This is a genomic window from Tenacibaculum holothuriorum, from assembly GCF_002120225.1.
Taxonomy (GTDB): Bacteria; Bacteroidota; Bacteroidia; order Flavobacteriales; family Flavobacteriaceae; genus Polaribacter; species Polaribacter holothuriorum.
Map to the genome: position 1 here is coordinate 67,765 of NZ_LAPZ01000009.1, position 21,597 is coordinate 89,361.

Annotated in this window: 25 protein-coding genes; 4 read left to right on the top strand and 21 right to left on the bottom strand. The window is 34.6% G+C overall.

The features are described from left to right. Positions 1–214 precede the first annotated feature (214 nt). On the bottom strand, positions 215–502 hold the full coding sequence (locus tag WH52_RS10820) for a hypothetical protein (RefSeq protein ID WP_086030969.1): 288 nt from the start codon (positions 500–502) through the stop codon (positions 215–217). A gap of 189 nt (positions 503–691) precedes the next feature. On the opposite strand from WH52_RS10820, the gene WH52_RS10825 reads away from it, so the two are divergent. Then, positions 692–1,321, top strand: coding sequence for an N-acetylmuramoyl-L-alanine amidase family protein (locus WH52_RS10825; protein WP_086030970.1), 630 nt, complete (start codon positions 692–694; stop codon positions 1,319–1,321). Between the two features lie 107 nt (positions 1,322–1,428). On the opposite strand, the gene WH52_RS10830 is transcribed toward WH52_RS10825, so the two are convergent. From WH52_RS10830 to WH52_RS10915, 18 genes are all read right to left on the bottom strand, one after another. Continuing rightward, positions 1,429–2,091, bottom strand: a complete 663-nt coding sequence (locus WH52_RS10830) for an ATPase (RefSeq protein ID WP_086030971.1) — start codon at positions 2,089–2,091, stop codon at positions 1,429–1,431. Next, complete coding sequence (locus tag WH52_RS10835) at positions 2,075–2,794, bottom strand: hypothetical protein (RefSeq protein WP_086030990.1); 720 nt, start codon at positions 2,792–2,794, stop codon at positions 2,075–2,077. Before WH52_RS10835 ends, WH52_RS10830 begins: the two co-directional genes overlap by 17 nt. A 3-nt stretch (positions 2,795–2,797) precedes the next feature. Next, on the bottom strand, positions 2,798–3,082 hold the full coding sequence (locus WH52_RS10840; RefSeq protein WP_086030972.1) for a helix-turn-helix domain-containing protein: 285 nt from the start codon (positions 3,080–3,082) through the stop codon (positions 2,798–2,800). Positions 3,083–3,388: 306 nt separating this feature from the next. Further along, positions 3,389–4,225: an RteC domain-containing protein gene (locus WH52_RS10845; protein WP_086030973.1), complete on the bottom strand. Its 837-nt coding sequence runs from the start codon at positions 4,223–4,225 to the stop codon at positions 3,389–3,391. A gap of 275 nt (positions 4,226–4,500) precedes the next feature. Next, entirely contained in the window at positions 4,501–5,133 is a 633-nt protein-coding gene (locus tag WH52_RS10850; RefSeq protein ID WP_233131553.1) for a helix-turn-helix domain-containing protein, read from the bottom strand. 289 nt (positions 5,134–5,422) lie between these two features. Then, entirely contained in the window at positions 5,423–5,938 is a 516-nt protein-coding gene (locus WH52_RS10855) for an asparaginase domain-containing protein (RefSeq protein WP_086030975.1), read from the bottom strand. 2 nt (positions 5,939–5,940) lie between these two features. Then, positions 5,941–6,324: a VOC family protein gene (locus tag WH52_RS10860; RefSeq protein ID WP_086030991.1), complete on the bottom strand. Its 384-nt coding sequence runs from the start codon at positions 6,322–6,324 to the stop codon at positions 5,941–5,943. An 8-nt stretch (positions 6,325–6,332) separates the two neighbouring features. After that, a complete protein-coding gene (locus WH52_RS10865) occupies positions 6,333–6,806 on the bottom strand; it encodes a Dps family protein (RefSeq protein ID WP_086030992.1) in 474 nt (157 codons plus the stop codon). 16 nt (positions 6,807–6,822) lie between these two features. Then, positions 6,823–8,190 carry an NAD-dependent succinate-semialdehyde dehydrogenase gene (locus WH52_RS10870; protein ID WP_086030976.1) on the bottom strand — a complete coding sequence of 456 codons (1,368 nt, stop codon included), beginning with the start codon at positions 8,188–8,190 and terminating at the stop codon, positions 6,823–6,825. Positions 8,191–8,195: 5 nt separating this feature from the next. Continuing rightward, entirely contained in the window at positions 8,196–9,854 is a 1,659-nt protein-coding gene (locus tag WH52_RS10875) for an acetolactate synthase large subunit (protein WP_086030977.1), read from the bottom strand. Between the two features lie 6 nt (positions 9,855–9,860). Continuing rightward, positions 9,861–10,244 (bottom strand): cupin domain-containing protein, encoded by a 384-nt coding sequence (locus tag WH52_RS10880; RefSeq protein ID WP_086030978.1) that lies wholly within the window; start codon positions 10,242–10,244, stop codon positions 9,861–9,863. A gap of 2 nt (positions 10,245–10,246) precedes the next feature. Then, positions 10,247–10,645, bottom strand: a complete 399-nt coding sequence (locus tag WH52_RS10885) for a DUF2721 domain-containing protein (protein WP_198938433.1) — start codon at positions 10,643–10,645, stop codon at positions 10,247–10,249. 2 nt (positions 10,646–10,647) lie between these two features. Next, the gene (locus tag WH52_RS10890; protein WP_086030979.1) at positions 10,648–11,094 is read right to left on the bottom strand and encodes a DoxX family protein; all 447 of its coding nucleotides are present in this window, start codon (positions 11,092–11,094) and stop codon (positions 10,648–10,650) included. 4 nt (positions 11,095–11,098) lie between these two features. Next, positions 11,099–12,208 carry an alkene reductase gene (locus WH52_RS10895; protein ID WP_086030994.1) on the bottom strand — a complete coding sequence of 370 codons (1,110 nt, stop codon included), beginning with the start codon at positions 12,206–12,208 and terminating at the stop codon, positions 11,099–11,101. Positions 12,209–12,387: 179 nt separating this feature from the next. Continuing rightward, positions 12,388–13,401: a zinc-binding alcohol dehydrogenase family protein gene (locus WH52_RS10900; RefSeq protein WP_086030980.1), complete on the bottom strand. Its 1,014-nt coding sequence runs from the start codon at positions 13,399–13,401 to the stop codon at positions 12,388–12,390. A gap of 45 nt (positions 13,402–13,446) precedes the next feature. After that, a complete protein-coding gene (locus WH52_RS10905; RefSeq protein ID WP_086030981.1) occupies positions 13,447–13,881 on the bottom strand; it encodes a DoxX family protein in 435 nt (144 codons plus the stop codon). Continuing rightward, positions 13,859–14,746 (bottom strand): SMP-30/gluconolactonase/LRE family protein, encoded by an 888-nt coding sequence (locus tag WH52_RS10910; protein ID WP_086030982.1) that lies wholly within the window; start codon positions 14,744–14,746, stop codon positions 13,859–13,861. Before WH52_RS10910 ends, WH52_RS10905 begins: the two co-directional genes overlap by 23 nt. Before the next feature lie 8 nt (positions 14,747–14,754). After that, complete coding sequence (locus WH52_RS10915; RefSeq protein ID WP_233131554.1) at positions 14,755–15,438, bottom strand: polysaccharide deacetylase family protein; 684 nt, start codon at positions 15,436–15,438, stop codon at positions 14,755–14,757. A gap of 16 nt (positions 15,439–15,454) precedes the next feature. On the opposite strand from WH52_RS10915, the gene WH52_RS15050 reads away from it, so the two are divergent. Next, the gene (locus WH52_RS15050) at positions 15,455–15,751 is read left to right on the top strand and encodes a hypothetical protein (protein ID WP_233131555.1); all 297 of its coding nucleotides are present in this window, start codon (positions 15,455–15,457) and stop codon (positions 15,749–15,751) included. 94 nt (positions 15,752–15,845) lie between these two features. Then, complete coding sequence (locus WH52_RS10920) at positions 15,846–16,691, top strand: AraC family transcriptional regulator (RefSeq protein WP_086030984.1); 846 nt, start codon at positions 15,846–15,848, stop codon at positions 16,689–16,691. Here WH52_RS10920 and WH52_RS10925 read toward each other — a convergent pair. Beyond that, complete coding sequence (locus tag WH52_RS10925) at positions 16,688–17,902, bottom strand: site-specific integrase (RefSeq protein ID WP_086030985.1); 1,215 nt, start codon at positions 17,900–17,902, stop codon at positions 16,688–16,690. The two genes, WH52_RS10920 and WH52_RS10925, sit on opposite strands and share 4 nt — an antisense overlap. A 430-nt stretch (positions 17,903–18,332) precedes the next feature. Then, a complete protein-coding gene (locus WH52_RS10930; protein WP_086030986.1) occupies positions 18,333–19,928 on the bottom strand; it encodes a helix-turn-helix domain-containing protein in 1,596 nt (531 codons plus the stop codon). 239 nt (positions 19,929–20,167) lie between these two features. Between WH52_RS10930 and WH52_RS10935 the strand changes: the two genes are divergently transcribed. After that, the coding region (locus WH52_RS10935) for a leucine-rich repeat domain-containing protein (RefSeq protein WP_233131556.1) at positions 20,168–21,597 on the top strand (1,430 nt) is incomplete at its 3' end.

Sequence of the window (21,597 nt, forward strand, 5' to 3'; positions counted from 1 at the left end):
CAATACTACATATAGAGCAGCATTAAAGACCAGTATTCCAATTATAATCCCGAAACTGAAAGAGAAGATGATAATGAGAAGCGAAGCCAAAATAGAAACCATCATTAAGGCAAACAGTGAAATGGGCAATCCGAAAATGACCGCCCTTTTTCTAATGTTTTTATAGACCTCAAATTTCTTCATACGGTTTAGTAATCAAATCCCACTTAGTGGGTTATACTACGATTCCAATGAGGTACGTGAAAATTCCGACTACTGCACCAGCAATCAAAACAAATACAAGTACTCTAGTAATACCTTTTTTAAGGTCTGCGTTTTCACCAAAGAAATGTCCTGCATTAAATAGGAAACCAACTAGAAAAATGACACCAAGAAGAATTGGGAAAATAGCTCTTATGGTATCACCCACATCGTTAACGGAATCTTCAATTCCACCAATTTGTGCAAAAAGTGATGTTGAGAGCAACGATAAAAAAGTTGCTAAGTAGATTGATTTTTTCATAATAAAACTGTTTAGATTTTTTATTCATTTTCTCTTTTAGAAATTTACATATATTTGCTTATAAATAATTGAATATCAAATATTTGTGAATAAAATATTATTTGAAATCAATTGAGTTTAATTGTTATTATTTGACATCAAATTCTATTAGTTTTTGAAAGAAAGTTGTTGATAACCCGAAAATTAAAAATGAAAAAAGTGCTCAAAAACGTCAGTTTTGTCTTTTTGCTTCTAAAAATGTGTGTCGTTTTTGGACAAGAAACGAGTATTCAAAAACGAATTGTAATTGACGTTGGACACGGTGGAAAAGATGCTGGTGCGATAGGTGTAAATGGCATCCAAGAAAAGGATGTTGTACTTAATATTGCAAATGCCATTTTGAAGCTAAATAGTGAGTTGGATTCCCCTTTGGATATTTATTTGACCAAGTACACCGATACACTCATTTCTTTATTAGACAGGACTAAGCTGGCCAAAGCACTAAAAGCTGATTTATTTGTGTCCTTGCATTGTAACCATTCAGATAATGAAAATGCTAGAGGGATTGAAGTTTATGTTGCTAATCAAAATACTAAGTTCTCAGATGATTCGGTATGGTTTGCCTTTGAATTACAAGCAGATTTTAATAAAGAACTTGGTTTTGAAAGTAGGGGTGTGAAGTTTGCGAACTTTCAAGTACTTCGAGAAACAGTACACCATTGCACTTCGATACTCTTGGAATTGGGTTTTTTATCAAATAAAGATGAAGGGAACTTCATTTCAGATGTCACCAATATTCAATTTATTGCCAGCTCTATTTTATTATCAATACAAAACTAATAAGATTATGAAAGACTTATTTTTAGAGATAACCAAAAGTTTAAAAGCCGTTCTGGTACAATTTGTTTCTGAAGTGATTTTATTGTACAAATTCTTCAGAAGTTAAGTTACTTCCGCTTATCCCCAGCCCCCTTATCAAAAGCAACGAGATTAAACAATTCTCGCATTCTACTACGAACACGATTTCCATAACGTTCTTCGAGTTCTTCAGCATTAAGGTTTGTGGTAGCGTGGGTTTTGATTTTGTGTTTGGTATCGAGATAGAGTTCATATCTGGATAAGAGTACTTCGCCCATTACGTTCAAATCCTTGCCATAAAATCGTCCAGCCGGTTCAACGCCAAGGTCATCAAAACAATAGAATTTAGTATTGCCGTATTCTTCAACAGTTTTAAAGCCAAGGTGGTTAAAACCAAAAGTCACATTCCGGCAGGGAATCATTTCGTAAGGACGTTGCATCGGAACTATGTGGCGTAGTAATTTCATAAGGCTGGTTTTACCACATCCAACAGGTCCTGAAAGTAAAATACCTTTGTCAATATCAATACCGTAAGTAGCACAGTTCTCTTTATCCTTAATGAAGTATGAACAAAGTTTAAGCAGTATGTTTTTATCTTCTTCGTAAATTCTGAATTTCTTGCCAAACAATAGTTTTCCTTTTGCATTCAGGTAAATCAAAATTTTTGGAAAGTCATAGACAACGCTTTTGCCGTCAAACTTACCAAGCGAGTATTCCACGCCACCTTCGGTGATTTTAGAGGGGTTGTCCATAATCTTTGTTTTTAGCGGTTCGCAAGTTGTCCTTGATTTGGGATGCTTGTTTTTTGTTTGGTTTGTTTTCTTCTTCGAAAAGCTCGGTTCTGTCCATCCAGTTAATAGCGACAGCTCGCCAATCTCTAATTTCTTTTCCATCACTCGTTTGCCAACTTCGAGCTTTATAGTGCTCATAGAATTTTTTTCCTTCATCAGCATTAAAACCATTTTCAATAAAAAAATCAATAACGTCCTGCCAGCCCTTTGGTTGTTTTATATTGTTTTCCTGTTTGATAATGTTTGTATTAGATACCAATGCTTGTCCATTTATGGGATGGTAGTGTTCCTCAAGCGGTACACCTCTGGGACTGTACTGTTCCGCAAGTTGTTCCAATACGGGATTGTACTGTCCCGTAACAGGTTCATCACTTGTATTTATTATGGACATCTTAATTTTGCTACCCTTGTATGGATTGTTAGATGGGAAATAACAGAGGTAAAGCCACGAGTCTAAGTCTGTAATACATCTGTGGTATGTGGATTTAGAGCCTATTTTAGCACAGCGCATTAAATCCCTGCGATTCACATAAAACTCGTCGGCAAAGCGACTGCTGTTCCATTCTTGAAACAACGCCATATACAAACTGATATGGGTAGGATTTAGGCGGTCATCAAAATAGAACTTTCCAAAAGCCGCATTAAGTAGCTTTATATAGTTCATCATTTAAGAATTTGAGCCGTGCTGTACGCGATTGGCGGTCATTATACTTTGAATTTCTTCTGCATCATAATAAATGATACCACCTACTTTAGTGTAGGGCAACGTGCCGTTGATACGAAGATTTTGTAAAGTACCTGGGCTAACCTGAAGCAAATCCATAACCTCAGAAGATTTTAAATATTTTTTGAGCTTTCCAGTTGCCTGTTTAGATAATAGTTGTTTGATGTCATCGAGCAGTTCCAATTTGAAGTCTCGAAGGTCGTCTGTTGTAATAATACTTGTCGGCATAATAATACGATTTTAAGGAAAAGAGACTATCTCATCGGTATCAATCAATTTGATAGCCTCTGACCTGATTTGACTTTCGTTCTACAAATTTGAATAGCTTTAATGGATTTTATTCCCCAGTACTTCCGTACTACGGTCAAAATTTAACATTTTGAAATTTGGTTTGTTTTAGTAGCATTTTGAGGTATTTTCACATCTAACAGACATTTAAATAGCATCAAAATTTATGGGAAATAAATAGTAAATATGATTACCGTAGGTTAACCGTAGTATGGTTATTTTGACAGTTAAAAAAGGTAATACGTACTATTCCTCACTTTTTTCCATTTCTGAGAGAAGTGAAGCTGATAGTTGGTCAAGAAATAATGTTCGACTAGTTTTTCTGTTTTTAATGTCTTGATAAGTTTTGTAAATGTCCTTTGGTTCAAAGTCGAATATACGTTGCAATTTTTTCGAAGTTTGCATCAGACTTTTATTATTCTGTTTGCCTAGTCCTTTTGAACATAGTGCGTACAGTAATTCTACATAATCTGTATTGGAAAAAGGCCAATTCATCTTTTCAAATGGCTTTATTACATTGAACTTATCATTTAGCTCGTTGCTAATATTAAACTTTTTTTGGTCTAGATAAGTTATTAAGGAATCGTAGGCTTTGTATTTACCGAGCAGCATATCTCTAGGTGTACAAAATTCAGGGTCTTGAAAGTAGAATTTAGAGGTGGTGATATGAAATGTTTCTTGATAATCTCGTGTGTAATATTCCTTGTCAAAATGCGTAGCACCAGAATCTACATAACGTCCAAAATCCATATTATAAAGAAAGAAGCGATTAAGTTTACCCATTTTCTTTTTTATAAATTTTAGCTGATAATCTTTATCCCCCTTAGGAAATTGAATTTCAAAAGAATGAATTTCTGAGAAATATATGAGTTTTACCAATGGAACCTGTTTAGTTTTTTTAAAGAACTCAATTTCATCATTGATGGTGGGAAATTTTTCCTTTAGGACTTCTTTTTTGTACTTACTCAGTAGTCTGCGACAAACCTCTATGGAACGAGATGCTTTTTCTAATATGTTGTCATTATGAGAATCGATGTCATCCAGCTTCTCTAGTAGTTTTTTTGATAGTATTTGTGAATTCATAAGCAGGTACTTTAAGTAATAAAACCATAGAAATAGGATTTAATTGATAAGGTTGAGTTGTTGTATTTTGTACCCTGCGAAACTTGATAATGAAAACTTTTATTAATAGAATTTTTGACTCATTAATGCCTTTTGGGAACTTAAGGTGAAAAGATAAAGCTAAGTAAGTAGTTTTGTATGCAAAACATACCGTATTTAATTACGGAATACACCGTATTTTTCTACGGTAACACTACGAGATAGGTAAAAGACATTATTTTCTGTGGTGGAAATGATTATTTGTTCTTTCTAAGAAATCGTTTTAAGAATTCACTTCTATTTTTTACGCCCGTTTTTTTGAAGATATTAGAAGCGTGTTTAGATACAGTACTTTCGGCAATATATAATTCTTCTGCAATACTTTTATAACTCAACTTACTCAGTATCGAAACAGCAATTTCAGTCTCACGTCGCGTAAGGTTACCATTGATAACCTCGGATTCATTTATTTCTTCAATTTTCCTCTTATTTGAAAGAAAGACTTCATACAGCTTACTCTTGTTTTCGAGAAAGAATAAATGTCTATCCACCTCTATAATGCTAATGGCATAAAATGCAATATTCATAACCGTAAACGTTATCCATTGGTAGTCGCCAATGACCGTACATATTGGCAATAATGCAATTGCAGTAACACTAATTATAGATAGTTTATTTCTTCTTACAATAAAAAGGTTTGGATTTTTAGGATGTGAAATTCTTTTGTAAAATATACCAAGAAAGATAAAAGCAACGATAGATATTGGCACAGTATATAATAGTCTTGCCGTGTTTAAAGAAGTAGTGAACAAGTAAGGAATTAGGTATAGTGCAATAAAACCACCAAAAGCAACTATGGCCAGATTTCGAATAGACGAGCTAAATGCCAACACTACAAAATCATATTCTTTATACAAATAATAGACTATATATACGCATAGGGTAATTGATACGCCGTAAGTTATTATATATTGAATAATTATTGGACCAGGAATAGCATTGGATGGCAGAAAGCCACCAGATGCATTGTAGAAAATAAATAGTATGCCTAGGTACAAGTACCTTTTAAGACTATTCCGATTTAGTTTTTGTGATTGGTAGAAAGCAAATAATACAATGACTATATCTAGTAAAAGATAGAAAAAAGTTGTCCAATGTATCGATGTACCAAACATTTTTTTAATTATTGATTAAGGTTTCAAACCTTTTTGCTTCTCTGTTTTTTTTGACATTATCCCAATTAAAAATAGTGTCGTGAAATGCGATATATGTTCCAGGCTCTAGTTTTAATACCTCTGAAAATGAAAAACTAAGATTAGAGATAGCATCACTTTTTGCTTCTAATCCGGAAATGAAAGAACCAACAAATACGATGGTTTTTTTTATATTCAATTTTCCAATAAAAGTTGCAGTCTCTACCATACTTTCAGTACCGTGAGTGATAATGATTTTATCCTCAGCACAATGCTTAATTTCGTCAGCCAAAACAGTACGGTCTCTATCGGTAATGAATCGACTATCCTTAGCAAAAAGCTTGGTTATACTATAACTAGACTTTAATCCTAAACTCTCAAGCATTTCCTTAATTGAAGCTGTTCGTTTATTTTTAAATTTTTCGTCGGTATACTCAAAGCCCTCTATTGTGCCACCTGTGGTTAAAACCCTAACTCTCATTTCTGTTTTTAAATTTTTCATATTTATACTTTTTCTGGTATCTTTTCATTAAACACGGCTTCCAAAATAGGGCCTTTAGGTGTTCTGAAAAAAATGCGTCTTTCATCCAATTCAGGTAAATCCATTAATGAATAGGGAATTTGTAAACCTTCTAGTTTCTTTTTAAAATCCGTATAGCCTTCCAGTTTAATCCCAACGTGGTCGATGGCCTCTGTGGCAAAATCTTGACTAGTTCCTCTGCTACCAATTAGGTGAACCAAAGGTTCATTGTTGTGGTACAACCAATGGCCCGGGATTCGCTCTATAGCTTTTGGCCGTGGCTTTTCGACTAAATCAAAGACTTTTAAAAAGAAATCTTTTGTTTCCTTTAAGTCCGTTGTTCTTATGGTAACGTGGTCTAACTTCATTTCTGTTTTTATTTTAAGTGTGAACGTAGAAACCAAGCTGTCTTCTCGTGTTCTTCAAGAAGCGCTGTAATAAAATCGCTTGTCCCTGAATCTTTATAGGTTTCAGCAAAGGGATTTATGTTTTCTCTTAGTTTGATTGCAATTGTTTCGTGGTCTTGCAACAGTTCCTTGATGTATCCTTTGGCGCTGTTGTCATTCTGTTCCCTTTCGGTTAAATGCGTCAAGGACAAGAATTCCTTTAAAGTCGCTGGTGCATAATGGCCCAGTGAGCGAATACGCTCTGCGATATTGTCTATAATCTCATCTAACTGCTCATACTGAGATTCGAACAGCTTGTGCTTGTCATAAAAATCAGCTCCTTCTACATTCCAATGGGCGTTTCTGGTTTTTGTATATAAAAGGTACTCGTCTGCTAAAAGTTTAGCCAATTCGTTTGCAACCGCTTGACGGTTTTCTTCTGATATTCCAATATTTGTTTTCATTTCTTTATTTTTTTTGTTAATCAATCCAAATGGATTTTGTATTTACAAATTCTCTGATTCCATATCCAGAAAGTTCTCTACCGTAGCCACTATTTTTAATTCCGCCAAAAGGTAATCTTGGGTCTGAAACCACTAGTTTGTTTACAAAACTGCTGCCTGCCTCTAATTGTAGTGCCACTTTTTCGCCACGCTCTTTGTTCCCGGTAATTACACCAGAGCCTAGTCCGAACTGTGAATTATTTGCTAGTTCAATCGCTTCCGCTTCATCTTTTGCTCTAATGACAGATGCTACTGGTCCAAAAAGTTCGTTATCAAACGCTTCCATTCCTGGTTTTAAATCCGCTAGTATGGTCGCTGGATAGTATGCACCTTCTCCTTCAGGAACGTTTCCACCTAAAACCAATTTACCACCTTGCGAAATGGTCTTGTTAACTTGTTCGTGGATTTCATCCCGTAAATCTAATCGCGCCATTGGACCGTAATAGGTGGATTCATCAGTAGGGTCACCCATTTTTGCAGCTTCCATTTTTTCGGTATAGAGCTTTAAGAACTGGTCATAAATGGCATCGAGCACCACAAAGCGTTTTGCGGCGACACAGGTCTGACCATTATTTTGTAGTCTTCCGAAAGTTGCCAAATCGGTGGCCTGTTCCAAGTCCGCATCATCAAGAATAACGTAGGCATCACTACCACCAAGCTCCAGCACCGTCTTTTTTAAATTTTGACCTGCAATGGAAGCTACCGAACGCCCTGCTGGGTCGCTACCTGTTAAGGTTACGGCTACGATATTCTTGTCTTCGATGATATCTTTTACATTCCCAGCACTGATATTCAAATTGGTAAAAGCACCTTCCGGAAATCCTGCTTCCCTAAAGGCTTCTTCCAAGGCAAATGCACTTCCCTGAACATTGGATGCGTGTTTTAATACCCCTGTATTACCAGCCATTAGGGCAGGTGCTGCAAAACGAATCACCTGATAAAATGGAAAATTCCAAGGCATTACCGCTAGGATTACACCAATGGGCATAAAGGTTACATAGCTTTTTGTGGCTTCTGTCTTTACGTTTTCATTGTCCAAAAGTGTATGTATGTTATCCGCATAATAGTTGATAATAAGAATACACTTGTCCATTTCTTTTCTGGCTTGTGTAATGGTCTTGCCCATTTCTTGTGTAGCCAATTGTGCGTAGGTTTCTTTGTTCTTTTCAAAGACTTTCGCCAATTTTCGCATATAGGTTGCGCGTTCGTCGTAGCTGAGTTTTTTCCAAGAATCAAAGGTGTTTTTGGATTGCGCTACTTTCTGTTTTGCTTCTGAAACATCAATTCGTTGATATTCCGCTACTTTTTTTCCCGTTGCTGGATTTATAATCGTTGTAGTTGCCATAATTTCTATTTTTTAATGTTTTTGGAATATTCCTTTATTAGAACATTCAGAATTTCGTGATTTAATGAATAATCGACCGCTAGGTCTATGACTTGAACTCCTTTTGAGTTCAATGCTATTTGTAAGGTATTTTTAAAGTCTTCAACGGAATCGGGTCTATAGCCTTTGGCCCCAAAGCTTTCGGCATATTTCACAAAATCGGGATTCCCATAATCGAGTCCATATTTTGGAAATCCTTCACCTTCTTGTTTCCACTGTATCATTCCGTAAGCATTATCATTCAAGATGATAACCACTAAATCCAACTGCAAGCGTACTGCCGTTTCCAGTTCCTGCGAATTCATCATAAACCCACCGTCACCGTTAACGGAAATCACTTTTTTGTTGGGATAGAGTTCTTTTGCCATCATTGCCGATGGTAAACCGGCTCCCATAGTTGCCAATGCATTATCCAACAGGACACTATTTTGTGCATAGGCAGGATAATTTCTGGCGAACCAGATTTTATAGACTCCGTTATCCAAGGTTACAATGCCATCGTCAGGTAACAAATCTCTTGTAACTTTAACCATTTGCTGTGGTAGTATTGGAAAACGGTCATCATTTTCATATTTGGATAAATGACTCGATACATTTTCTTTAATACCCAAAAAGAAATCAGTGTTCCATTTGTTGGCTATCGGTTTCAATGTATTGGTCAATTGCAAGATACTATCGGCAATATCCCCAATGACATTGAGCTGCGGAAAGTAGACTTCATCGATTTCCGCTGGAAAAAAGTTAATATGAATCACCTCTCGTTTATCATCTTCGTGCATAAAAAAAGGTGGTTTTTCGATGGTATCGTGCCCAACATTGATAATCAAATCGGCATTATCGATTGCCTCGTGCAGAAAATCATAGTCGGACAGGGCAGCAGTTCCCAAATATAAAGGATGGCGCTCATCGATAATCCCCTTGCCCATTTGCGTATTGAAAAACGGAATACCAATCGTATCAACAAATTCGGTCAACGCCTTACTGGCTCTTTTTCTGTTTGCACCAGCACCTATGAGCAACAATGGTTTTTCTGCTTTTTCAATCATTGCCACAGCCTCGGATATGGTTTGCGAACTTGCCGTAGGAATCTTGAAATCTACAACATCAAACAGTCTTGGCTTTTTCACATCCTCTCTTGCGATGTCTTCAGGCAATTCGATATGAACCGCTCCTGGTCGCTCTTCTTGCGCCTGTCTAAAGGCTTCGCGAACGATGGATGGGATATGTGCACCGTGAGTCACTTGCTTGGTAAATTTCGTAAGTGGCTGCATCATTTCGACAACATCGACTATCTGAAATTTTCCTTGCTTACTTTTCTTAATGGGTTTTTGCCCAGTTATAATGATAAGTGGCATTGCTCCTAATTGGGCATAGGCCGCGGGTGTCACCAAATTGGTTGCCCCAGGTCCTAAAGTTGCCAAACAAACGCCTGGTTTTCCTGTGAGTCTTCCATAGGTAGCAGCCATAAAACCTGCTCCCTGTTCGTGTCGAGTGAGGACTAATTTTATTTTTTTGGATTTTCTCAATGATTCCAAGAAGTCCAAATTTTCTTCTCCAGGTAGACCGAAAATATATTCGACTCCTTCGTTCTCCAATGCTTTTATAAATAGGTCTGATGCTTTCATTCGTTATTAGTTTAAAAATTCTACCGTTGTATAAATAAGCATTGTGTCTCCTATATTTTCCAGATTGTGAATGAAGAAGTTTTCTCCGTTCAAATCCCCGAAATATTTCGTGTCACCTATTTCATATTCTGTATCTACTACTGAACCGTCGTTATAGTAGGAACGTGATTTTCCTACGTTCATCGCCGTCCAGAAATAACGATTGGCGTGTTTGTGAAATGGCAGACTTTGCCCTGCAGGTAAATGAATGCTCCATACACGGAATTCACTGTTTTCGTACACCATCTTTTCCCCGACTTGTGTATTGTTCGTGGAATCCTTCAAGGCTTCCTTTAGTTCTGGTGTCCATTGACTCCAATCGTTTGCTTGACTTATTACTTGTTTTTTCATTTTTAAATATTTTTATGTTGTTGTGTATTGTCTAATATGATGTCTAAAGCTTTTGTTGAAATGGTTGCTTCCCACAGTACATAGACCAATGAAATCAATAAGGACGAAATGCTTACCGTAAAAAAGAGTTTACCCGTAAGTTGATTTTCAAAAAACAAGGCAAACAATGAACCTGTGCATAAAATGAAACTGATTACACCGAAAACCTGCATTCTTTTGATAAGCTTAATGCGCTTTCTTAAAACTGGTATTTGAGAATCTACAATCACTTTTTCACAATTTTTCTTATTATCATTTAGTTCCCTGATGAACCTGGCAACAGCCGTAAAACGATTTGTGTACGCCAGTAACAACAGACTGATTGAACCGAATAAAAGGGCTGGCGTACTTACATCCATCATCATTAAAAATTTAGTATGCCGTCTACCGACAAATTACCCGAACCCAATATTATCACCACTAATGCAGCTCCAATCATTAATAAATTGAATTGCATACCCTCACCTTCTTTGGTATTGTGCCAATTCAAGAAATATCCGTGATGGCGATGTACTTCAACGATGGCTCCTATCATTAAAATGATAATTCCAAATGCCATAATTCTAGAGGCAAATCCTACTATCAATCCAATTGCGCCAAAAAATTCAAAGAAAATGATTAGGAAAGCAATTATGGATGGATACTGCATATCATTAGTAAATCGTCTCATCGTTCTTGAAAAGCCTTCACCTCCGTATAACCCAAATATCTTTTGCATTCCGTGTGGCAGCATAATTAAACCTACCGTTAGTCTGGCTACTGTTGCTGCCCAACTGCTTGATGTGCTGAATATTTGATTTAAAAGTTCCATTCTTCTAGTTTTCTAAAAATGGATAATCTGTATATCCTCTGGCATCACCGCCACCAAAAAGCGTATGATTATCACTGATTTCATTGAGAGGTGCACCGAGTTCTAAACGTTGTGGATAATCTGGATTGGTCAAAAAGTTTCTACCAAAGCCTATTAAATCCACTAGGTTGTCAGTTAATAATTGCTCACCTTCTTCTGGTGTTTTGTTACCCGTAGCAATAATCGTATTACTGAACGTTTTACGCAATTCCACTCTAAAATCTGCCGGAATCTGTGGGGAATCATCCCAGTCTGCTTCTGATAAGTGTAGGTAGGTAATCCCCATTTTATCGACTTCTTTTGCAGCAATCATTATAGTGTCCAAAATCTCTGGGTCGTCCATATCCTTGAACTTGATGAAAGGTGCGATTCTAATCCCTGTTCGGTCTGCACCGATTTCATCTGCAACTGCTTTTGTTACTTCTAATAAAAAACGTGTTCTGTTTTCTTTACTGCCACCGTATTTATCGGTTCTTACATTGGAATTGCTTCGTAAAAACTCATCGATTAAGTAACCGTTTCCGCCGTGTATTTCTACGCCGTCAAAACCTGCTTCTATTGCATTTTTTGCACCTTGTCTAAATTCATCAATTGCTTGGTCAATATCTTCCTGGGTCATCGCTCTTGGTTCATCAACCGGAACAAAGGTCGCATCACCATTAGGTGCACCATCGAAAATATAAACACTGGTGTCCTTTGCTATTTTAGCCGATGGTGCAATGGGTTGCATTCCGTTTACCTTGGCACTTCCAACTCTTCCCACGTGCCATAGTTGCAAAAAGATTTTACTTCCTTTTTTATGTACTTCGTTTGTAGTCAATTTCCAACCTTCAATCTGTTCTTCGGTAAAAATCCCTGGCGTTCTCGCATAACCCATACCTTGTTTAGATACTTGTGTGGCTTCGGTAATAATGATACCGGCTGATGTTCTTTGTCCGTAGTACTTCGCCATTAATGCATTTGGTACTTCACCATTTTCATCAGCTCTGGAACGTGTCATCGGTGCCATCAGAAACCGGTTGTTTAATTTGATGCCGTTCATATTGTATGCTGTGTTCAGTTTTGGATATTTCATTATTTTGATTTTTAGATTATTATATCTGTTTTGTTTATACAAAGGTAGTGCAGCATATCACCTATTTTTTAGTATAAAACCATCTTGTATTGGTATATTTATGTTATAAAAAAAGGTAGTATCAAATCATTGATACTACCTTCTATATAGAAATAAGGGTTTCTTATTCGAAATAAAGATTAATATACAATCACCGTCTTTCCTATAGCTTTACCCGTTTCTTGAATAGCGTGCGCTTTTTTGAGATTCTCAGCGGAAAAACCATTTAATGTAGTGGTCAATGTAGATTGAATAGAGCCGTCATCAAGTAAATCTGCCAGGGTATTGAATATATGGTGTTGCTCAATCATATCATCGGTATTGAACATAGAACGCGTGAACATTAGTTCCCAATGAAAACTGACACTTTTACTTTTAAGTTGTCTAAGGTTAACAGGTTTCACAGGGTCACTTATTGAGCCAATACGTCCTTGAGGTTTTATCAGTTCCACAAAGGCATCCCAATATTGATTTACATCCACAAAATCTAGGATAAAATCGACTTCTTTAAATCCTGCCTTGTGTACTTCATTTACCAAATCGTAATGGTTCACTATATAATCCGCACCCATTTTTTTGCTCCATTCAACCGTCTCTGGTCTAGAAGCTGAGGCAATAACCGTAAGTCCTGCTACTTTTTTTGCCAACTGTATGGCTATGGAACCCACGCCACCAGCACCGCCAATAATCAAAATGCTTTTGCCTTTGTCCTTTTCCGCTGAAATACGGATTCTGTCGAAAAGTATTTCCCAAGCGGTTAACGATGTTAATGGCATTGCGGCAGCTTCTGCCAAAGATATGTTTACAGGACGTTTTCCTACGATACGCTCATCTATTAATTGATATTCGGCATTTGTTCCCGGTCTTGTGATGTCACCAGAATAGTAAACCTTATCTCCAGCTTTGAACAGTTCTGTCTTGTCGCCCACAGACTCAACAGTTCCCACGGCATCCCAACCAATGATTTTTGGGGTTTCCAATGTCTTGCCTTTTGCACTTCCGGCGCGTATTTTATAATCTACTGGATTTACCGAGACCGCCTCTATTTTTACCAAAAGGTCTCGCCCTTTTGGAGTTGGAGTTGGAGTTTCAAATTCGATAAAACTTTCTTCGTGTGAAATGGGGTGTGATGTTTTAAATCCTATTGCTTTCATTTTTTTATTGTTTTGTCCGCTTTCGCGAAAGCGGAATTAGTATTATTATTTAAAATATTTCTGAATTGTCCACTTGTTGTATTCAATCTGACTAATAAGTATTACAAAGATTAGCGCATAAATCATTTGCATTCCTGCCCATTCCCATTGTTCGGTCATACAAGAACCGAACAATAAGATGATGATTAACAACGCACCTGCGATGGATGTTCTATAAGTAAATACTCCTATGATGAGTAACAAACCGATTCCAAATTCTACAAATGGAAGTACCGTTGCCCATCCGCTCACTAATGCTGTTGGAAATGGTGTGTCTTTAAAGAAATCTACCATCCAATCTCTAAATCCATTAAGTTTAGGAAATCTAACAAGTCCGTGTGCCAATAGATTTACACCCATCGTGATTCGTAAGAGTGTATAAGCCGTTTGTTGTGGTGTTGCTTTCATATTAATGATATTATTTATTTGATGAGAATGCATAGGCTGTTAATCTACCATTTAGCATTTGCGGTACGTATACTACTTTCTGTTTTGGGTTGAATTCTACATCAGCACTTCCCTTAGGTATATCCAATATTTTTACGACAGATTGTCTTTCGTTCGAATAGTATAATAGTTTTCCGCTTAACCAATCACTCATAAGTATACCGTGTACTGTACGTACAATTCCATCTAAATTTGCAAACGGTTCTGTTACGTTTTTGATTTTTTTCGTTCTTAAAGAAATTTTTATCAATCTTCCAGGAACTTCGGTTGCAAATGTTTCAGAATTTGGATTAGCTCCCCAACTTCCAACGAATAAATGATTATGCATAATCAACAGGCCGTTTGGAAGATTGAGTTCTTCATTTTTTAGCCACAATTCTGTTGTTCCATTACTTAGTTTATAAATGCTGCTAAATCCAAAAGTATTACTTGCATATATATCACCATTTTCATCTGCGACCAAGTCATTGAGAAATGTGGCATCAGGTGCTTGATATTTGGCTGTTATTTTTGAAGTATTAATATCAATTTCCACTATTTCGTCAACATCTGCGACATAGAGTTTGTTATTTGAAATGGCTAATCCCTTTGGGGCGTTTAAACTAGTAATCCATTCTTTTTTTATGATTTTACCATCCAACGATAGTTTGGAAATATATCCATTACCATCTTTGTTAGTCATTTCTCCGTTTATATTTGAAACGTAAAGGACATTATTATCTGAATCCAAAAGAATACTTTCAGGGTTGTCCAGACCGTTTAACTCCCATTTTTGAATCAGTTCAAATGGTTTGGGGGATTGGGCATTGCAACTTTGCAAACCCAATATCAAAAAAATCACTATTGCTATATTTTTCATATTTTCTATTATTTATTGTAAATATTTTCTGAATCGTCGTGTGGTGTATTCGGGTCGTCTTTGACTAAGGTTGCAATTTCATCTTTACGCATAAAAACTACGCCTTTGTGTTGTTTTGCATACTTAATGAATTCATCTACTACTTTTACGATTGATGGTGCTCCACCGATTCGGTCGTGAAGACTCACAGACATCATTCTACGCTTATTAGCACCTTCTTCATAAAGCTGGTCAAATTCGGCTTTTAGTTGGGCCAAAAATTGGTCAGGCGACCAGTTTCTACCTTCTATATTTGCTATGTCATTATTACGAAGTGTGTAGGGCACTACTACAAAATCCTTTCCTCGAACCGAGGTTATAAAGGGTTCGTCGTGGCTTAAATCATCAATATGATATAGGAAATCTAAATCTTGAAGAACTTTCAAGGTGTTGGGACTTCTTCGTAACCAATTTGCATTATATCCTCGACCGCGTTGCCCCGTAATGGCCTCTACAGTATCGATGCCTTTTTTGATGAATTCAAGTTCTTCCTCGTAACTCATTTTCCATTGGTCGTCCCAAGCGATACCGTGCGCAGCAATTTCGTGACCACCATTTGCAATTGCTTTAGCTACTTCTGGATATTTTATTGCTGCTTCACCCACTACGTGAGAAGTAACGTGGATGTCGTGTTTTTTCCAAAGGTCCAACATTCTATATACCCCTTCTTTGGCACCATATCTAAACCAACTTTCTGCTGGTAAATCAGGATTACCTTTCGGTAAAGGGTTTCCAGAGAATGGACTTTCTGCGCCTTCAGGCTGCCCACCAGTCTCAAACTGCATCGAAAAAGAGATGACTAATTGTGCGCCATTGGGCCAATATGATTCTGTAGTAGTTTCAGTTTTCATCTTCTTTGTGTTCAGTGTTGCTTTTGATTTTGAGTTCTGTCCAGATACATTCAATGTTATCAGTAGAACAGCAATTGTTATTGTTTTTATAAGTTTCATTTTATTTGAATTTTGATTATCAATTATTTACAGTGCAAAGTTATCTTGGTTTCTCTTGTTGATTTGGTATAAATTCATCTTATATTTGTACTTATATGTTATAACTAATTATGGGCAAACGTTTCTTTAGTGCATCATCTTTTAATGTTTTCGAACTAGATTTGGAGTCTTGGGATTACCCAAAACATAAGCACAATTTTTTTGAGCTTGTTTTTATACAATCAGGAAGCGGGGTTCATACATTGAACGATAGTAGCTTTGAGTATAATGAGGGGGATGTCTTTCTATTAACCCCTAATGATGAACACGAATTTGTTATTACCAGTCGCACAGTTTTCGGATATCTAAAGTTTACAGAGCAGTTGTTTCTTGAAAAGACTGAGCTCGTATCCGACCTTAAATGGCGAAAGAAGATTGATGCGATTATATTACACGCCAATAGCGTACCCGGTTCAATTATAAAGAACGAGCAGGACAGGGAAAGTTTATTCCAGTTATTTCAGCTTCTTAAAAAAGAGTTTAAAGCGCCTTCCACTTATGGTCGTTCTATTTTATTGGAATTGTTTGGAGCTTTACTTATGATTATTTCCAGGAATATTTCTGGAAATAAATTTGTCGTTTCCTTGACCGAAAAGGATAAGGTTAATGAAATATTGACCTATATAAGACAAAATGTTGTGGATAATGAAAAGATTAAAATTTCCGCTATTGCGGATGAATTTAATATGTCACCCAATTATGTAAGTGTTTTTATCAAAAAACACGCAGGCATATCTATTCAGAATTATGTTATGCAGACAAAAATGAAGATGGCGGAAAGACTATTGAAACAGACAAGTTTGAATTTCTCACAAATATCCCAAAAGTTGGATTTTACAGACTCTAGCCATTTTACAAAAACGTTTAAAAAGTATAAGGGTTTGACACCAAAAGCCTTTAGAATGAAAATATCCTAAAAGTTAAGGACACTATCTAAGGCATCGTCTGCCTCTTTATGTATAAAATTTGCTTGGTATTTGATAGTAGTTTTTAAATCACTGTGACGGTAGAGTTTCTGGAGCATTAAAGGGTGAATTGAATCCCCTGCAATATTACCAAAAGAGTGTCGTGCTATGTGCATTGTAACTTTCTTTTTGATTTTAGCTTTTTCAGTAATGACTTTGAGGTTATCATTAAATTTTTTTGTGGCCACTTTAATTTTATTGTATACGTCTTTAGCATTTTCAACATCCGCTTTTTTCATTTCTGGAAAAATGAAATCATCATCAAAACGTTTTTCTGATTGGTATTGTTCAATTAATTGAAGTGCTTTTTGGGGTATTTTTAAGGAAAGTAACTTGGAGTTTTTCCCCATTCTATAATTAAAGCGACCATCTACTATTTGTGACCATCGTGTGAAGAGAACATCAGATACACGCATTCCAGCAAAATAGAAGCTGAATAACCAGACGTTTAAACTGTGTCTTTCAACTTTAGAGAGATTTTGGACTGTTTCACATTTTTTAATTTCATTTTGTGTTAAGCCAATCTTGATGGTTTCTGGAAATTTTATTTTGAATTTACCGTTGCCAAAAGGGTAAAGTTCTTTGCTAGCAACTTTGTCTTTAATTGCACGATTATAAATCAATCTTATAAAGACCATAACATTCATTGTTGATGTTTCAGTAAGAGCAGATTTACCTTTTAAAAAGACTTTAAGTTTTCCTAAAAACCGTTCATCAATTTCTTGAAATGTTAATTGTTCCGTCTTATAAAATCTCTTAATAAAGCTCAACCAAGCAGAATCTGTATATTTCCTGTTAATTTTTCCTTCCGCTTCCAAAGCTTTTATATGCTCTTTGGCGTAATCAAAAAAAGTTAAAGAGGAGGTAGGCTTGTAAATTTCAGTTTTTATTTGTCTAGCAGAAGCGTCTTTGGATTCGTTCTGCAACTCTATCAGCGATTTTCTTACTTCGGCAATTTTACTGGAAATAAGACTATTAAGACTTTTGGCATTTGGATGTGATTTTTTAACCTTAATGTTTTTCTCATCCCAATCATCTAAGTCAATATAGTGACCGAGTTGTTTATAAGTAGAACGACGGTATTTAGTAATCCGAATTGCGATAGGGTAGAGTCCTTTAGCATTGGGCTTCTTACGTAGAACGATTTTTGCACTTGACGACATAGCTGATTTGTATTAATTGCGAAAGTCAAATCAAGTATATCCTTTGCGTTTATAAAGATAGTAATTAATAAACCATTTTAGGTACAACATAGGTACAACAAATGATGATATTAATTGATATTATTTGACTTTAACCAAAATGATTAAAAACATAAATCATTGATATTGAGGTGTTTTATGTTTTTTTGGTGCAATATATACCAAACTTAGGATCTAGTGCCGTGAGGCGTGGGGGTTCGACTCCCTTCACCCGTACTTTAAACAAATGCAATTAGCTTATTTTTAGTTGATTGCATTTTTTGTTTCTTAAGGTTTGCACAAAAGTTGCACGATTCTTCCTTTTGTTAACTCAAATAATATTTTTTCGTGGAGTTAAAGTAAGATGTAAATAGAATAATAAGGTTTAAAAACTATTAACCGAAGTGAGAAATTACTTACTCTCTTTATCAGAGACAACCTTTTTAATATAATAAGAAGGACTAATACCAGTATACTTCTTAAAGGCTTTTGAAAATGTTGATGCATTAGAAAAACCTACCTCTTTGGCGATAGCTTCAATAGAATATTTTTGAAACTTCTCACCTTCTGCAATTTCAGTAATTACGTATTCCATCCTTAATTTGTTTACATACTCTTTAAAATTAGTGTTTTTTTTCTGATTTATAATTTTAGATAAGTATGTAGTGTTGGTGTTTATTCTCTTGGCGACATTATATAATGTGAAATTACTGTTTAAATATTCTTCGCTTTTTTCAAAATAATTAAGGCTTTCAATAATTCTCTCAATACTTTCATCTTTTATTTTTATTGCTTTTTGTTTTTTCTTATTTGACTTATCTCTTAACTCTTTAACTAGTTTTAGATATTTTTTTTCTTTTTGTACACTTTTATAATATTTATAACTAAACAAAAACGTAGAAAAAATAATTATAATTATTAATAATAGTAATATTGAAATAAAGGATTTTTTTTGACTTTTTAATATATTTTGATTGTTTAATTTTATTTTATCAATATTATTATTAAACATTTTTTTAATCCCTTTATTTTTATAAAAATGATTTTTATTAACTTCACTCAATGTTAATTTTGCATATTTATACGCAGAATCTTTTTCTTGTAGTTTATAGTATTGTTTAGACAATATATTATATGCGTATAATAACCTTCCACTAGCTTTTAAATCTTTATTTTTCTGTAAAAAACTTTTAGCATAATGTATTGTAGAATCAGGCTTGTTTAAGTAAAAGTAACAACTACTTAAGTGTAGATCAATGAAAATACTTTCTTTATCTGTATTATTTTCTTTAGCGAGTTTTAAAAATACTGTAGCTTTCTCATAATTTTCTTTATGCTTTTCTACCCTGCCTAACCGAGTATAGAAAGTGGAAATAGCATCTTTATATTTATCTTGCTTAAGTTCATTCCTTTTCTCATAAAATATATCATAAGCTTTTTTACTATGATTTATAATTGAGTCTAGTATCCATGTTTTATTTTCTTCAGAGAATAAATTAAAATAGTTGTCAATAGTATGATTATAAATGAATATTTCTCCTAAAGCTATATGTTTAAACTTTTCTTTGTTTTCTAACATTTTGAAAAGGATGGTGTTAGATTTTTCTTTTTCATCTAACCTACTTAAAATAGATGCTTCTTGTAATTTTATTGAATAATTGTAAGAAGGGAAATAAAAAGGGAATTTTTTTTGTAGTTTTTTATTCAAATCTAAAAAAAAAAGTGCTTTAGAATAGTTTAGAGCATTTTTTTCTATATAAAATAAACGCCCTAAAATTTTTGAATGAAGCTTAACAATACATTCAGAATTATCTTCAATACTTTCAATAAAACTTAAAGAAATAATACAAACTTTTCTTGAAGCACTTTGTTCTCCTTTGAAATATAACTCTTTGGCTTTTTTTCTTAAATCTGTTAAATATTTGCAGTTATTATTTGGTTTTTGAAAAGAAACAACATAGTTAATTGATAAGAAAATAAAACAGAAAAGCAGTAAATATTTTTTCATTAAATAAAAATGGTAAAAAAATGAATTCAAAAACGAAATATATGTAATATATCAAGTTTGTCAAGAAAAACACACATGTCTTTTTATAAATAGACATGACAAAGCCTAGGTTTTTCAACGGATGTAAAGCTATATTCGCAATCATAAAAAATTAAATAATTAATATGAAAAAATCTCTACTCTTTGTTTTACTTTTTTTGAATACATACTATATACAGAGTCAAGTTGTTGAAAAAAAAGTGACATTTGATAATTATTCGTCAACTACCAATAATGATTTAACCAATAATTTCATTTTCCCTTCATCTGCTGCTGCAAATTTTATTACCCAATCTCAAACAGAGGGTATTACAGGAGGTTCTTTAACACCTCCAAATTACGTTAGTTATGCTAATGATGTTATAGACTATCAATATACTTATAGAAATAATATTACAGACTATACAATAACAAGTGTATCTTTTAAATACGATTCATCTTTAGTAAATCCTAATTCAAATGAAAGAGGAGTTAGTATTTTTATTAAAGGTAGCTCAAGTAATAGCTTTAATTTTGGCATAAGTAATGAAGGTAAACTTGAAATTTCTGCACCTAATAATAATATATTTAATAATGATGCCCTAAACTTACAAGATGGTAATTGGTATAAGTTTCAAGTTCTTACTAGTTTTCAAGGGGGTGGTTCAAACGATCACTATATCGCTACTTTACAAATTTTTGATCTTGGTTCAGATGGGCTTCAAAATGAAACGATGATTGGTGAAATTAGCCTAGATATATATGATGTAAATATGGCACAATCTCCATATCTAAAAGTAAGCCTTTCAGCCTCTAAATGGGGTGGAGTTAAAGCTTTAGATAACTTTAGTTTTAAAGGACAAATTGGAGATGCTAATTTATTTAACATTCAGCATCAAGATTATGCAGCCTTAAAAGAAATTTACGAAAGTACAAGTGGGGCTACTTGGGCTCAAAAATGGGACTTAAGTTCTCAGTTAAATTCATGGTATGGTATTACGTTAGAGAATAATAGAGTAGTGGAGTTAAGATTAAGCGGGAATAATTTAGTAGGAACAATTCCTGCTAAAATTCAAGAATTAACAGAGCTTAAAGTTTTACATCTTTTTTCAAACCAATTATCGGGAACCATACCTGAAGAATTATTCAATTTATATAAACTAACCCATTTAGATATTGAAAGTAATCAATTAAGTGGAGAGGTTTCTCCAAGTATTCAAGGATTAAGTAGTATAGAGGAACTTTTCTTGAATAATAATCAGTTAACAGGGAATATTCCTCCAGAGCTAGCTGGTTTACAAAATTTAAAGGTGTTAGGGTTAAATGGAAATTCATTAGATGGAAATATTCCCACTAGCTTAAGTTCATTAAATAATTTAACTTATTTAGCATTAAATCAAAATCAATTAACAGGGGTTATACCCGAAGAATTAGGGAGGTTAACTAATCTTACTAAATTGTATTTATCTGAAAATTTTTTAACTGGAGAAATTCCAAGTGAATTAGGTAGTTTAACAAAACTAGATTTACTTTATTTATGGGGAAATCAATTAACAGGAAATATTCCAGTTGAGTTAGGGGCATTGGTAGATTTAACTAGTTTGTCAGTAAGTAGAAATAGTTTAACAGGTACTATACCTAGTGAGTTGAG

What these genes read in the sequence shown, in the direction of transcription:
- WH52_RS10820 (WP_086030969.1), bottom strand. Translation starts at nt 502, where the DNA reads ATGAAAAAATCAATCTACTTAGCAACTTTTTTATCGTTGCTCTCAACA.
- WH52_RS10825 (WP_086030970.1), top strand. Translation starts at nt 692, where the DNA reads ATGAAAAAAGTGCTCAAAAACGTCAGTTTTGTCTTTTTGCTTCTAAAA.
- WH52_RS10830 (WP_086030971.1), bottom strand. Translation starts at nt 2,091, where the DNA reads ATGGACAACCCCTCTAAAATCACCGAAGGTGGCGTGGAATACTCGCTT.
- WH52_RS10835 (WP_086030990.1), bottom strand. Translation starts at nt 2,794, where the DNA reads ATGAACTATATAAAGCTACTTAATGCGGCTTTTGGAAAGTTCTATTTT.
- WH52_RS10840 (WP_086030972.1), bottom strand. Translation starts at nt 3,082, where the DNA reads ATGCCGACAAGTATTATTACAACAGACGACCTTCGAGACTTCAAATTG.
- WH52_RS10845 (WP_086030973.1), bottom strand. Translation starts at nt 4,225, where the DNA reads ATGAATTCACAAATACTATCAAAAAAACTACTAGAGAAGCTGGATGAC.
- WH52_RS10855 (WP_086030975.1), bottom strand. Translation starts at nt 5,938, where the DNA reads ATGAAAAATTTAAAAACAGAAATGAGAGTTAGGGTTTTAACCACAGGT.
- WH52_RS10860 (WP_086030991.1), bottom strand. Translation starts at nt 6,324, where the DNA reads ATGAAGTTAGACCACGTTACCATAAGAACAACGGACTTAAAGGAAACA.
- WH52_RS10865 (WP_086030992.1), bottom strand. Translation starts at nt 6,806, where the DNA reads ATGAAAACAAATATTGGAATATCAGAAGAAAACCGTCAAGCGGTTGCA.
- WH52_RS10870 (WP_086030976.1), bottom strand. Translation starts at nt 8,190, where the DNA reads ATGGCAACTACAACGATTATAAATCCAGCAACGGGAAAAAAAGTAGCG.
- WH52_RS10875 (WP_086030977.1), bottom strand. Translation starts at nt 9,854, where the DNA reads ATGAAAGCATCAGACCTATTTATAAAAGCATTGGAGAACGAAGGAGTC.
- WH52_RS10880 (WP_086030978.1), bottom strand. Translation starts at nt 10,244, where the DNA reads ATGAAAAAACAAGTAATAAGTCAAGCAAACGATTGGAGTCAATGGACA.
- WH52_RS10885 (WP_198938433.1), bottom strand. Translation starts at nt 10,645, where the DNA reads ATGATGGATGTAAGTACGCCAGCCCTTTTATTCGGTTCAATCAGTCTG.
- WH52_RS10890 (WP_086030979.1), bottom strand. Translation starts at nt 11,094, where the DNA reads ATGGAACTTTTAAATCAAATATTCAGCACATCAAGCAGTTGGGCAGCA.
- WH52_RS10895 (WP_086030994.1), bottom strand. Translation starts at nt 12,208, where the DNA reads ATGAAATATCCAAAACTGAACACAGCATACAATATGAACGGCATCAAA.
- WH52_RS10900 (WP_086030980.1), bottom strand. Translation starts at nt 13,401, where the DNA reads ATGAAAGCAATAGGATTTAAAACATCACACCCCATTTCACACGAAGAA.
- WH52_RS10905 (WP_086030981.1), bottom strand. Translation starts at nt 13,881, where the DNA reads ATGCATTCTCATCAAATAAATAATATCATTAATATGAAAGCAACACCA.
- WH52_RS10910 (WP_086030982.1), bottom strand. Translation starts at nt 14,746, where the DNA reads ATGAAAAATATAGCAATAGTGATTTTTTTGATATTGGGTTTGCAAAGT.
- WH52_RS10915 (WP_233131554.1), bottom strand. Translation starts at nt 15,438, where the DNA reads ATGTTGGACCTTTGGAAAAAACACGACATCCACGTTACTTCTCACGTA.
- WH52_RS10920 (WP_086030984.1), top strand. Translation starts at nt 15,846, where the DNA reads ATGGGCAAACGTTTCTTTAGTGCATCATCTTTTAATGTTTTCGAACTA.
- WH52_RS10925 (WP_086030985.1), bottom strand. Translation starts at nt 17,902, where the DNA reads ATGTCGTCAAGTGCAAAAATCGTTCTACGTAAGAAGCCCAATGCTAAA.
- WH52_RS10930 (WP_086030986.1), bottom strand. Translation starts at nt 19,928, where the DNA reads ATGAAAAAATATTTACTGCTTTTCTGTTTTATTTTCTTATCAATTAAC.